General features: G+C 53.6%; 13 protein-coding genes. 7 read left to right on the forward strand and 6 right to left on the reverse strand.

Translation table 11 applies throughout. From position 1 onward, the window contains the following. Window positions 1-9 precede the first annotated feature (9 nt). From hflX to BT114_RS06145, 7 genes are all read left to right on the forward strand, one after another. The gene (hflX, locus tag BT114_RS06115; RefSeq protein ID WP_072325464.1) at window positions 10-1,305 is read left to right on the forward strand and encodes a ribosome rescue GTPase HflX; all 1,296 of its coding nucleotides are present in this window, start codon (window positions 10-12) and stop codon (window positions 1,303-1,305) included. Window positions 1,306-1,440: 135 nt separating this feature from the next. Beyond that, window positions 1,441-2,682, forward strand: a complete 1,242-nt coding sequence (gene hflK, locus BT114_RS06120) for an FtsH protease activity modulator HflK (protein WP_072325465.1) — start codon at window positions 1,441-1,443, stop codon at window positions 2,680-2,682. After that, window positions 2,679-3,566, forward strand: coding sequence for a protease modulator HflC (gene hflC, locus BT114_RS06125; protein ID WP_072325466.1), 888 nt, complete (start codon window positions 2,679-2,681; stop codon window positions 3,564-3,566). The genes hflK and hflC overlap by 4 nt, the downstream gene beginning before the upstream one ends. 83 nt (window positions 3,567-3,649) lie before the next feature. Continuing rightward, window positions 3,650-4,837: an ATP phosphoribosyltransferase regulatory subunit gene (locus tag BT114_RS06130; RefSeq protein ID WP_072325467.1), complete on the forward strand. Its 1,188-nt coding sequence runs from the start codon at window positions 3,650-3,652 to the stop codon at window positions 4,835-4,837. Window positions 4,838-4,906: 69 nt separating this feature from the next. After that, window positions 4,907-6,202 (forward strand): adenylosuccinate synthase, encoded by a 1,296-nt coding sequence (locus BT114_RS06135; protein ID WP_072325468.1) that lies wholly within the window; start codon window positions 4,907-4,909, stop codon window positions 6,200-6,202. Window positions 6,203-6,287: 85 nt separating this feature from the next. After that, complete coding sequence (locus BT114_RS06140) at window positions 6,288-7,100, forward strand: methyltransferase domain-containing protein (protein WP_072325469.1); 813 nt, start codon at window positions 6,288-6,290, stop codon at window positions 7,098-7,100. 279 nt (window positions 7,101-7,379) lie between these two features. After that, complete coding sequence (locus tag BT114_RS06145) at window positions 7,380-8,018, forward strand: outer membrane protein (protein ID WP_072325470.1); 639 nt, start codon at window positions 7,380-7,382, stop codon at window positions 8,016-8,018. Here the strand turns inward: BT114_RS06145 and rnhB are convergent. From rnhB to BT114_RS06175, 6 genes are all read right to left on the reverse strand, one after another. Next, the gene (gene rnhB / locus BT114_RS06150; protein ID WP_072325471.1) at window positions 8,001-8,633 is read right to left on the reverse strand and encodes a ribonuclease HII; all 633 of its coding nucleotides are present in this window, start codon (window positions 8,631-8,633) and stop codon (window positions 8,001-8,003) included. The two genes, BT114_RS06145 and rnhB, sit on opposite strands and share 18 nt — an antisense overlap. Before the next feature lie 38 nt (window positions 8,634-8,671). Next, a complete protein-coding gene (gene lpxB / locus BT114_RS06155; RefSeq protein ID WP_072325472.1) occupies window positions 8,672-9,826 on the reverse strand; it encodes a lipid-A-disaccharide synthase in 1,155 nt (384 codons plus the stop codon). Beyond that, the gene (lpxA, locus tag BT114_RS06160) at window positions 9,823-10,596 is read right to left on the reverse strand and encodes an acyl-ACP--UDP-N-acetylglucosamine O-acyltransferase (RefSeq protein WP_245770401.1); all 774 of its coding nucleotides are present in this window, start codon (window positions 10,594-10,596) and stop codon (window positions 9,823-9,825) included. The genes lpxB and lpxA overlap by 4 nt, the downstream gene beginning before the upstream one ends. Beyond that, entirely contained in the window at window positions 10,593-11,033 is a 441-nt protein-coding gene (gene fabZ, locus BT114_RS06165) for a 3-hydroxyacyl-ACP dehydratase FabZ (protein WP_072325473.1), read from the reverse strand. The genes lpxA and fabZ overlap by 4 nt, the downstream gene beginning before the upstream one ends. Window positions 11,034-11,114: 81 nt before the next feature. Then, window positions 11,115-12,158, reverse strand: a complete 1,044-nt coding sequence (lpxD, locus tag BT114_RS06170; protein WP_072325474.1) for a UDP-3-O-(3-hydroxymyristoyl)glucosamine N-acyltransferase — start codon at window positions 12,156-12,158, stop codon at window positions 11,115-11,117. A 6-nt stretch (window positions 12,159-12,164) separates the two neighbouring features. Then, the gene (locus BT114_RS06175; RefSeq protein WP_072325475.1) at window positions 12,165-12,680 is read right to left on the reverse strand and encodes an OmpH/Skp family outer membrane protein; all 516 of its coding nucleotides are present in this window, start codon (window positions 12,678-12,680) and stop codon (window positions 12,165-12,167) included. Window positions 12,681-12,693: the final 13 nt, after the last annotated feature.

Consider the following 12,693-nt stretch of genomic DNA (forward strand, 5'->3'; position numbering starts at 1 on the left):
AGTTGATGATTGTTCTTTGAACGCGAAAAGGGCGGCGAAAAAGCCGTCCTTGTGCATATTGATTTTCAGGAAGAAGCAGAAAGGGAAGATTCAGACGAGTTTCTCGAACTGGTGCGTTCTGCCGGAGCTGAGCCACTGGCATTGATCCGTGGTAGCCGTAACCACCCCTCCCCCCGTCATTTTGTCGGTGAAGGTAAGCTGGAAGAAATCCGTGCTGCTGTAGAGGAGCATCAGGCAGAACTGGTGCTTTTTAATCACAGCCTTAAACCCTCGCAAGAACGTAATCTGGAAGCGGCCCTGCAATGCCGGGTACTGGATCGTACCGGGCTGATTCTGGACATTTTTGCCCAGCGCGCCCGTACCTATGAGGGTAAGTTGCAGGTGGAGCTGGCGCAGCTGGAGTTCATGAGCACCCGCCTGGTGCGTGGCTGGACCCACCTTGAGCGTCAGAAGGGTGGTATCGGTCTGCGAGGGCCGGGTGAAACCCAGCTGGAAACGGACCGACGCTTGCTGCGGGCACGCATCAGTGCCATTCACCGCCGACTGAAAAAAGTGCGGACCCAGCGGGAAAATAGTCGTCGCGCCCGGGTGCAGGCCGAAATTCCGTCAGTGTCGATTGTTGGTTACACCAATGCGGGCAAGTCCACCCTGTTTAACCGTGTTACGGCTTCTGGTGTGTATGCAGCCGATCAGCTGTTTGCCACTTTGGACCCAACCCTGCGCAGGCTGGATATAACTGATGTGGGGCCAGTGGTGCTGGCTGATACGGTGGGTTTTATCCGTCACTTGCCACACAAGCTGGTGGAGGCTTTTCGCGCCACCCTGCAGGAAGCTGCAGAGGCAACCCTGTTGGTGCATGTGGTGGATGCCGCCAGTCAGGAACGGGATGACAACATCCATCAGGTTGAAAGTGTGCTGGAAGAAATTGATGCCCAGGATATCCCGGTATTGATGGTGTTTAACAAGATTGATCTGCTGGAGCAGCAGCCGCGCATTGATCGTGATGATGATGGCAAACCCTTGCGGGTCTGGTTATCTGCCATCACCGGTGCCGGAGTCGAACTGTTGTTGCAGGCCATCAGTGAACGCCTGGCCACTCAGGTTGTGCAGGGTTGTCTGGTATTGACACCACAACACAGCCGTTTGCGCGCACGCCTGTTTGAGCTGGGTGGAGTGCAGGCAGAACATTATGATGACGATGGCCGTTGTTTACTGGATCTGCGCTTGCCACAGAAGGACTTTCGTCAATTGCTGTCACAGCTGGATCTTGATGAGTCGGCGCTGGTCTGGACCACAAAACCATGACCTGAAGTGGATTTTAAGGTAGGATTGCGCAAACTTTCTGGTTTGAAAACCGACTAACTAGACTCGTGAATTCATAAACTCTTGGTACAACCCCGGACCTGGCTTCTGGCCAGTCCGTTTTTGCGGAGAAATTCTATGGCGTGGAATGAGCCAGGCGGCAGCGGCAACCAGCACGACCCCTGGAGTGGCGGTGGTCGCAAGCCTGATCGTAATTCCGGTAATAATGGTGGCGGACAAGGCCCGAATCAGGGACCACCGGATCTGGATGAAGCGCTGAAAAAGCTGCAGGATAAACTGGGCGGCGTTTTTGGTGGCAAGGGTGGCGGTGGTTCCGGTTCAGGTAAACCAGCTGGCAAGTTCGGCGGTTATGGCCTGACAGCACTGGTTGCCATTCTGGTTCTGGCCATCTGGTTTGCCAGTGGTTTTTACCTGATTGACCAGTCTGAGCGTGGTGTAGTGCTGCGTCTGGGTAAATACCATGAAACCGTGACTCCCGGTCTGCACTGGAACCCTCCCATCATTGATTCGGTCACCAAGGTTAATGTGACGCGCATTCGTTCCTTTAACCAGCGCGCCACCATGCTGACCCGCGATGAAAACATCGTGCAGGTTGCCATTTCCGTGCAGTATGTGATCAGTGATCCCAAGGCTTACCTGCTGAATGTGCGGGCTCCTGAGCGCAGTCTGGAATATGCCTTGGACTCCTCATTACGTCATGAGGTGGGTACCACCAACCTGATCCAGATTCTGACCGAAGGTCGTGAAATTCTGGCAACCGGCGTGAATGAGCGTCTGCAGCGTTATCTGAGCAGTTATGGTGTAGGTATTACCCTGCAAACCGTCAACATCGAAAGCACCTCGGCACCTGACGAAGTGCAGTCTGCCTTTGATGACGTGATCCGGGCGCGTGAAGACCGTGAGCGCAGCATCAACCAGGCACGCGCTTATGAGAACTCCATTCTGCCGGAAGCCGAAGGTCGTGCAGCCCGTATTCGTGAAGAAGCCCAGGCTTATCGAGAAGCAGTGACTGCTCGCGCCGATGGTGAATCAACACGCTTCCTGGCACTGCTGACGGAATACCGTCGGGCTCCTGCAGTCACCCGTGAGCGTCTGTACATCGATACCATGCAGGAAGTGCTGAGCAATACCAGCAAAGTGTTGGTGGACACCGAAGAAGGCAGCAATAACCTTCTGTATCTGCCGTTGGATCGCATGGGTGCCGGTGCGCCTGCCGGTGGTGGCGCCACTGCACCACGCAGCAGCGGTCAGTCTGGTCAGACTGCTGACTTTGAGCTGGAGCAGCTGACTGATCGCGTGATAGAGCGGATTCGTGAACGCCAGAACACTACCACCACCATTCGTCGGGAGGGTCGCTGATGCATGCTCGTTCTTTAGTGGCACTGGGCGTCCTGGCCGGTGCTGCGCTGCTTGCCAGCAGTAGTCTTTATGTTGTGAATGAAACCCAGCGCGCCATTCGCCTGCAGTTTGGTGAAGTGGTGGAAACGGACATTCAACCGGGTTTGCGCTTCAAGATCCCGGTGTACAACACCGTGCGCCTGTTTGATACGCGGGTACAAACGCTGGATGGTCGTCCTTCCCGTTACCTGACCGGTGACCGCAAAGGGGTGATTGTGGACTCCTTTGTGAAGTGGAAAATCATTGATGTGACCCGTTACTACGAGGCCACTGCCGGTGACGAACAGGCGGCCATGCGAGTGATAGCACCGCGCGTGGATGAAAGTCTGCGTAACGAATTTGGTCGCCGTACGCTGGTGGAAATTGTCAGCGAACAGCGTGACGAGCTGATGAGTCGACCAATTCAGGATCTGGACCGCGCCATGCGTGAAGCCATGGGTGTTTCGATCCTGGATATTCGTGTCAAACGAATTGACCTGCCGACGGAAGTGTCCAACTCGGTTTATGAGCGGATGCGTACCGAACGTCAGCGTGAAGCACGCGAATACCGTGCCCAGGGTCAGGAGCAGGCTGAGCGGATTCGCGCAGCGGCTGACCGTAACCGTGAGGTGGTTCTTGCCACCGCTCAGCGGGACGCTGAAATCCTGCGCGGTGAAGGGGATGCCGAAGCGGCTCGCATTTATGCTCAGGCCTACCAGCAGGATCCCGAGCTTTACAGCTTCCTGCGCAGCCTGCAGGCTTATCGTGAAAGCTTCAGCAGCAAACAGGACATCATGGTGCTCAGCCCGAAAAGTGATTTCTTCCGTTATCTGGAAGGTTCGCGCCAGGGTACCAATCGTCGCTGACGGTCTGACATGAAGTAAGTACTGGTACACCGGGAGTTCCGTCTCCCGGTTTTTTATGAAAGCGTGAAATGCTGGAGAAACCCATGAGCCGTGCAGATCACTGGCTGTTGCCGGATGGCATGGATGAGGTGTTGCCCCCACGGGCGCGCCAGATCGAAAACCTGCGTCGCAAGCTGCTGGATCTTTTTCACAGCTGGGGTTATGAACTGGTGTTGCCACCCAAGGTGGAGTTCCTGGAGTCCCTGCTGACTGGCGCCGGTCATGACCTGGAGCTGCAGACCTTCAAGGTGACTGACCAGCTCAGTGGTCGCATGATGGGGGTCAGTGCTGATGTCACCCCTCAGGTGGCACGAATGGATGCCCATTCGATGCAGTTTGACGGGGTGGCACGCTTTTGTTATTCCGCTGAAATAGTACGTACCCAGCCGGACAACCTGCTGGGTTCGCGTTCACCGATTCAGATCGGTGCCGAGTTGTTTGGCGATGGTGGGGCAGACAGTGATCTGGAAATCCTGTCACTGATGACGGATAGCCTGCTGCTGGCGGGTGCTGAAAACCTCTGCCTGGATCTGGGGCATGTCGGTATTTATCGTGCCTTGATTGTTGAGGCAGGTTTGCCCGATGAAACCGAGGCAGCTCTGTTTGATATCCTGCAACACAAACGCCTGGCCGAGCTGCAGCCTTTGCTGGCTCCCTGGCAGGAACAGCAGCCCGTTCAGATGCTATTGCGCCTGTCTGGCCTGAATGGTGGCCCTGAAGTACTGGCTTCAGCTCGTGAGCAACTGCAGGGCGCACCGGCGGCAGTCACGGATGCGCTGCAGGAGCTGCAAGAGCTGGTGGAAGCATTGCAGCAGCAATATCCACAGGTCAATCTGTATCTTGACCTGTCAGAATTGCGTGGATACCACTATCATACAGGCTTGGTGTTTGCAGCTTATGTACCTGGCCTGGGTCAGGCCCTGGCCAAGGGCGGGCGTTATGATGATATCGGTCGAGTCTTTGGTCGGGCCAGGCCTGCCACAGGTTTTTCCACTGACCTGAAAATGCTCGCCAGCCTGCAGGGGAATCTGCAGGCACGGACTCCAGTTGCTGCTCCGGCTGCCATTTTACGCGACACAAAAGGGCGTGCTCTGGTGACCCAACTGCGTGAAGCGGGTGAACGCGTTGTGTTCATCCCTCGCAATAGCTGCTCATCTGCAGTGGATGGTGGAAAAAGCATTCAACAACTGGCTGATGGCAGTTGGCAGCTGATGGCTGCAGACAAGATTTGACAGTCCCTGAACTGTGTAACAAGTTCAGGGTTTGGCCGTTTTTTTAATTCAGGTAACAGAGATCAGAACATGGGCAATAACGTTGTCGTTTTGGGTACCCAGTGGGGTGATGAAGGTAAGGGCAAGGTCGTTGACCTGCTGACTGAAAATGCCCAGGCCGTGGTGCGTTTTCAGGGTGGTCATAATGCAGGCCATACCCTGGTGGTGAAGGGTGAAAAAACCGCCCTGCACCTGATTCCATCCGGTATCCTGCGCGACAAGGTCACCTGTGTGATCGGCAATGGTGTGGTATTGGCGCCAGATGCCCTGATCAAAGAGATCAAAATGCTGGAAGGCAAAGGGGTGCCGGTGCGTGATCGCCTGAAGCTTTCTGCTTCCTGCCCGCTGATTCTGCCTTACCACGTGCGCCTGGATCTGGCGCGTGAAAAAGCCCGTGGTGAAGCCAAAATCGGTACCACCGGTCGTGGCATCGGTCCGGCTTATGAAGACAAGGTCGCACGCCGGGGTCTGCGTCTGGGTGATCTGATGTACCGTGAGCGCTTTGCTGCCAAGCTGGGTGAAGTGCTCACCTATCACAACTTTGTACTGCAGCACTATTTCAAGGAAGAGCCAGTGAATTTCCAGCAGGTGCTGGATGAGTGCATGGCTTATGCAGAAGAGCTGCGCCCGATGGTTACTGACACCACCGCTTACCTGCATGGCCTGCGCAAGCAGGGAGCCAACATCATGTTTGAAGGGGCTCAGGGTTCATTGCTGGATATTGATCATGGCACCTATCCCTTTGTAACCAGTTCCAATACCACCGCTGGCGGTACTGCCACGGGTTCCGGATTTGGTCCGCTGTACCTGGATTACATCCTGGGTATCACCAAGGCCTACACCACCCGTGTAGGCTCCGGTCCGATGCCCACCGAGTTGTTTGATGCTGACGGTGAACACCTGGCGGCCAAGGGCCATGAGTTCGGCACTACCACCGGTCGTGCCCGCCGCTGTGGCTGGTTTGATGCCGTGGCACTGCGTTATGCCGTGCAGATCAACTCGGTTACCGGCATCTGCCTGACCAAGCTGGACGTACTCGATGGCCTGGACGTGCTGAAGGTTTGTGTTGGTTACCGCGACAAGGATGGTAACCAGATTGAATCTCCGGTTGATGCCGAAGGTTTTGCAGCAGTGGCACCGGTTTATGAAGAACTGCCAGGCTGGAGTGAATCCACCGTTGGTGCCAAATCCCTCGAACAGCTGCCAGCCAATGCCCGCAGCTACATCAACTTTATTGAGCAGCAGATTGGTGTGCCGATTGACATCATTTCCACTGGTCCGGATCGCGAAGAAACCATTATCCTGCGCGACCCTTTTAATAGCTGATGAATTCGGAGCCAGGGAAGGCTCCTTTTGTGCCCCTCCTCTCACCATCACTCCAGAGGCTTAAAAGCCTTTCAGAAGCCGCGATATGGCCCAACCCATTCAGCAGGATCGTCATTTCAGCAACGGCATGGCTGAACGCTTTGCTCGCAATATCTACGGTAGCGCCAAAGGGCGTCTGCGCCTGAAAATCTTGCGTGATCGCATGCTGGCAGAGCTTCCACTGCAACAGCCGGGATTAAGTGTGCTGGATGCCGGTGGCGGTTTGGGGCAGGTCAGTTGCTGGCTGGCACGCCAGGGACATCAGGTTTTACTGGCTGAACCCGCGGGTGAAATGCTGGAATATGCCGCTCAGCGTTTACAGCGTTTTGGTGTGCAGCCTTTACAGGCCAGCATCCAGCAGTTACCTGAAGCCTTGCCACCGGCACAGCAGCAGTTTGATCTGGTGGTTTGCCATGCGGTGCTGGAGTGGTTGCACCAGCCTCTGGAAACACTGCAAAGTCTGCTGCAGCATTTAAAACCAGGTGGACACCTGTCATTGATGTTTTTTAATGCTGATGCACTGCTGCTGGCGAATATCCTGCGTGGTAACTGGCAGCGGGTGCTGGAAAAAGTACCAGACCAGACGGCAACAAAAGGGCTGGCTGGCAAAGGCCGTGGCAAACGTCTGACTCCCATCTCTCCCCTGCAGCCTGATACCGTGCTGAACTGGTTGCAGCAGCAGGGAATGGAATTACGCGGAGTGACCGGAGTCAGGGTATTTAATGACTACCTGCGTCTGAAATTGCCACCGGAGGCCACTGCAGCGCGCTTGCTGGAAATCGAACGACGCTATTGTCAGCAGGAACCCTGGTGGCGTCTTGGGCGTTATATCCTGGTGCATGCATCCAGCAAGGTTTGAGGATGTCACGTTAACAGTCTTAGCTCATGTTTCTTGCCTCAAATTGAACGAAACAGATAAAAAAATAAACAGAAAATTTGTTTTTCAGGGTGTAGATTTGGCTTTCCCAATATATGTATTGAAATACCCCAAACAAAGCATGCATTGAGGTCATCAATAATATTTATGGGTACTAAATCTGAATCAGCATTTTACAAATGCACCTGCAGGTTTCGTGACTGGTCAGGCCTATTTGGAATGATTCAACTATCTTAATTAGTGATATAAAAGGGATTTTTCATGAGAAAAATACTGATCTGTTTTGTTTTGTTCTGTCTGCCATCCTGGGTTGTTGCTGATCCATTTTCTGGTTTTGGAGGAAGTATCTACTATTCAAAATCGTCTATGGATGTTGAAGGCTTTCGCCGCTTTACAAATCCAGCTTACGGCACAAATGGTCAATTAATGGGCTCTGCTGATGGAGGTAATCCAGGCTTTAGACTGGGTTATATGTGGCATAATGAAAGCCCGGATTGGTCTTACGTTCTTTCATTAAAGAATGAGAATATTGACTCTACGGCGTCAGTTCAACCTGATCTGAGGGTTACAGCGGGTAGTTATACTGCAGTCGAAGCACAGTTCGGTAAGGTGCGGAATAATGGTTTCTTATATCTCCTGGTGGAGTATGGGAAGTTAGATCTAAAGGCGGAGGAAATCTCAGGTACGTTTAATATACCTGATCGGGAGCTCGGTGTATTTGGTTTGGGACTGGGTTATGCCCACCGTGTTGGAAAAAATACCAGTATCCATGTTGAGTGGGTGACACGCATCGTTGAAGATTTTGAGGTTGAGTATATAGCAAGCTCGGTTTCTGTTGCTACTGATCGTTTTGATATTGATCTCAGCAGTCTGAATATAGGCTTAACTTACCGGTTCTAAGTTCAATAATTTTTTGAGAGGCCGAAAACTCTTGCGATGTTCTGGCAGAGCACCATAACGGGCCAGGGCATCAAAATGAGCTTTGGTGGGGTAGCCTTTGTGGCTGGCAAAGCCATATTGTGGATAACGCTGGTGGAGTTCCAGCAATTGTGCATCACGGGTGACCTTGGCCAGTATTGAGGCGGCTGAGATGGCAGGGTGCCGGGCATCACCCTTGACAATGGCCAGTCCTGGTTGCTTCAGGGTTTGTGGCAGGCGGTTACCATCCACCAGTACAAACTCGGCCTGAGTATTTAATGCATCCAGTGCCCGCTGCATGGCCAGCAGGCTGGCATGTAAAATGTTGAGTTGGTCGATCTCTTCAGCGCTGGCTTCTGCCACCGACCAGGCCAGACTTTTCTCACGGATTTCATCGGCCAGCAACAGGCGTTTCTTTTCACTCAGCTGCTTGGAGTCCATCAGGCCCTGAATGGGGCGGTTTGGATCAAGAATCACTGCCCCGGCCACTACTGAACCGATCAGTGGACCCCGGCCTGCTTCATCAACACCAGCCAACAGATAGCCTTGATAGGGTAGCTCGGCGGCAGAGAGGGGTGGCAAGACTGGCTTTTTCATGATTGATTCTTTATTGGGCAGGATTCAAAAAAACAAGCTTAAGGTCTGGTGGGGTTAACCAGGGTGCCGTTCAGCAGCTGATCGATGGCTTTTACAGCCTCTGCACTGGCATTGCGGCGCAGCTGCTGGTGCATCTCAAGAAAGGCCTCAGTCTGAGCCTGAAGGGCATCAGGGTGATCCAGAAGCTGCTGCAGTGCGGGTACCAGTTTCTCAACCGTGGCATCCTGCTGCAGGCATTCAGTCACCAGGGGTTTGTTGGCAAGCAGGTTGGGTAAACTGGCCCATTTTATTTTGATGAGTCGCTTCAGCAGCCACCAACTGAACGGAGCCATCTTGTAGCTGACCACCATCGGGGTTTTACAGAACATACCCTCCAGGGTGCTGGTTCCTGAGTTCATTAGGCAGACAGTGGCAGCCTGCATCACCTTGTCAGATTGACCCTGGATCAGCTGCAGGTCAGCAATGGGATATTCTTGCAGTAGCAGGGTTAATTCATCATGGCGGCGTGACGAGGCCGCAGGCAATAAAAACACGGCGTGTGGATAAAGTTTTTTGAGTGCCTGTGCCGTTTGCAGGAACAGTGGCCCCAGTCGGCTGATTTCACTGCCACGAGAGCCCGGTAATAAACCAATGACCAAGGCTTGTTCATCCAACCCAAACGCTTGACGTGCTGCTGCACGATCCGGTTGCAGGGGTACCTTGTCAGCCGTTGGGTGGCCTATAAAAGCGACCGGCATTTGGTGCTGATGATAAAAAGTGGCTTCAAACGGCAAGAGTGCCAACATCAGGTCAGTACTTTTGCGTATGCCCTTGATGCGGCCCTGACGCCAGGCCCAGACAGATGGACTGACATAATGAACGGTTTTGATGCCTTGTTTGCGCAGGCGGTGCTCCAGCCCCAGATTAAAGTCCGGTGCATCAATGCCAATCATCAGGTCGGCACCCCATTCCAATGCATCACGCAGCAGATGACGCCTGACACGGATCAGCTGAGGCAGGTGCTTCAGCACCTCCACTAGCCCCATCACCGACAGGGTTTCCAGCGGATAAAGGCTGGTGAGGCCCTGGGCTTGCATCTGATCCCCGCCCAGCCCACGAAACTCAGCGTTTGGCCAGCGAGCTTTGAGGGCAGGAATCAGGTTACCACCCAGGATATCGCCGGAGATTTCTCCGGCCACCAGGTAGATTTTCACCGAGCAATGCCACGGGTGGAGGATTTCAGCGAGTCCAGAAAAACCCGGACTTCCGGCAGCATTTCGCCAGTTTCAAGTTCGGTAATGGCATCCTGCAGGTTGAGCCCCTGACGGAATACCACCTTGTAGGCGTGGCGCAAGGCATGCAGGCTTTCTTTACTGAAACCGCGGCGCTTCAAGCCTTCATAGTTAATGCCGTGAGTCTCTGCAGGGTGACCGCTGACCATGGCATAGGCTGGAATATCCTTCAGGATAATAGAGCCACCACCACACATGGCGTGGGTTCCGATCTGACAGAACTGGTGTGCTGCAGCCATACCGCCAAGAATGGCATAGTCACCAACATGCACATGCCCGGCAATGGTGGCATTGTTGGCTAGAATGCAGTGATTGCCGACTACGCAATCATGTGCCACATGGGTGTAGGCCATCAGCAGGTTGCCATTACCAATGCGGGTCAGGCTGTTATCCTGAATGGTGCCACGGTGAATGGTGGCACACTCGCGGATGACGTTGTCATCACCAATTTCCAGACGGGTGGGTTCACCCTTGTATTTTTTGTCCTGGCAGTCCTCACCAACACTGGCAAACTGGAAGACACGGTTGCGGGCACCCATAAGGGTTGGGCCCTTGATAACCACATGAGGGCCAATGATACAGCCAGCACCCAGCGTGACGTCTGGACCAATAATCGAGTAAGGCCCGACTTCAACATCATCTGCCAGTTGCGCTCGTGGATCAATCAGCGCAGTGGGATGGATTCGGCTCAAACTTTTCTCTCCGCACAGGTGATTTCGGTTTCACAAACCGTTTCACCATCCACATGGGCACGACAGGCGAACACCCAGATGCCACGCTTTTCACGCAGTACCTGAGCTTCCAGGGTCAGACGGTCACCTGGCACCACCGGACGTTTGAAACGGGTTTTCTCGCTACCTACAAAGTAGTAGAGATGACCATCTGCCGGCAACTTGTTGACGGTTTTAAAGCCAAGAATACCGGCAGCCTGAGCCATGGCCTCGATGATCAGTACACCTGGGAAAATAGGGTGATCCGGGAAGTGGCCAAGGAAGTAAGGTTCGTTTACCGTGATGTTTTTGTAGGCAACAATGGATTTGCCCAGTTCCATCTCCAGTACACGATCCACCAGCAGGAAGGGATAGCGGTGGGGCAGGTATTTCTTGATTTCATTTACATCCATGACCATGGATTTTATGCCTCTGAATTAGCGCCAATCAGGTAAGGGTCTGGCGTTTTGATCGAATTCCCGATAGTTTCGGGAGAGTTGTTAACTTTCTGATTCCGGGTCAGTTCGCTGGACCAGTTGCTTTTCCAGTCCTCTGACCTTCTGATGTATTTCATCCAGTTGACGAAAGCGTACGGCACTTTTTCGCCATTGATGACCTGGCAGCAGCCCGGTACCCGATGAATAAACACCGGGTTCATTAATAGAGCCGGTGACCATACCCATGCCAGTGACCTGTACGCCATCACAGATTTCGATGTGTCCGGCAATACCGGAATTACCACCGAACATGCAATTGGCACCAATACGGGTTGATCCAGCTATACCAACACAAGCAGTGATGGCTGTGTGTTCGCCTACTTCAACGTTGTGGGCGATGTGCACCAGGTTGTCAATTTTGACATCACGATGGATCACGGTATCACCCAGTGCTCCGCGATCAATACTGGTGTTGGCACCAATTTCCACCTGGTCCTCGATGATCAGGTTGCCCAATTGGGCAATTTTTTCCCAGTCGCCACCGGTTGGCGCAAAACCATAACCATCACAACCCAGCACAGCACCAGAGTGAATGATACAGTTTTTGCCCACCTGGACTCTGCGATAAAGCGTAACCCTTGGGTGAAGGAGTGTATTCTCGCCGATCACTGAGCCACTGCCAATCACCGACAGGGCACCAATCACTGCTCCGGCAGCTATCACGCAACCTGATTCAATCACTGCGCCAGGGCCAACATGAACACTTGGGTCTACCTGTGCGTCTTCGGCAATCACCGCGGTGGGATGTCGCAACCCTGTAGCAGGACGTGGATCATCAAACAGCTGGCTGAGACGGGCAAAACCGATATAGGGATTGTTCAGCAGTAGCGCATTACCTTTAAAAGTCTCAGCATGTTCGGGCTTCAGCAGCACGGCAGCTGCTCGACTTTGTGCCAGGTAGGTTGCATAACGGGGGTTGCTGAGAAAGCTGATCTGATCCGGACCTGCCTTTTCAAGACTGGCCAGCCCACGGATCTGGCATGAGGCATCACCGCGTAATTCAGCGCCAAGATGCTCAGCCAGCTGCCCAAGAGTAAAACAAGTCATTGCGCATCATTCCTGAGCGTTGAGTTTTTCGGCCACTGCAGGTGTTAAATCATACTGGGGCTTGGCAAAGGCAACAGCACCACGATCCAGCAGAATATCAATGTTGTGTTGTTGCAGCAGTTCGTTGACAGCTCTTTCCAGTGCCGGGCGATGACGATTGATGATTTCCTGGCGCAGTTCCTGTTGCTGTTGCTGTAAGCGATTGCGAGTCAGCTGGTATTCTTGCAGCTTTTGCTCCATCTGCTGCTGCAACTGGCGGCGCTCGGTTTCACTCATGATGGATCCATCGCGCTGCATCCGCTCCTGCAGGCCGCGACCTTCTTCAGCCAACTGACGGACACGGGCTTGCTCATTGCTGAGTTGGCGCTCGGCCTGCTGCATGTCGTTGCGTACTTTTTCCGATTCCATCAAGGCAGCCTGCCAGTCCAGCACGGCAATACGCTGTGGCTGTTCAGCCAGAGCCAGTCCAGGCAGCACCAGCAGGGCCAGTAAGGCCAGCATGGAAATAGGCATGCGTTTCATGTTAAAGCTCCTT

It is taken from the genome of Marinospirillum alkaliphilum DSM 21637 (assembly GCF_900119735.1).
GTDB classification, from domain to species: Bacteria; Pseudomonadota; Gammaproteobacteria; order Pseudomonadales; family Halomonadaceae; genus Marinospirillum; species Marinospirillum alkaliphilum.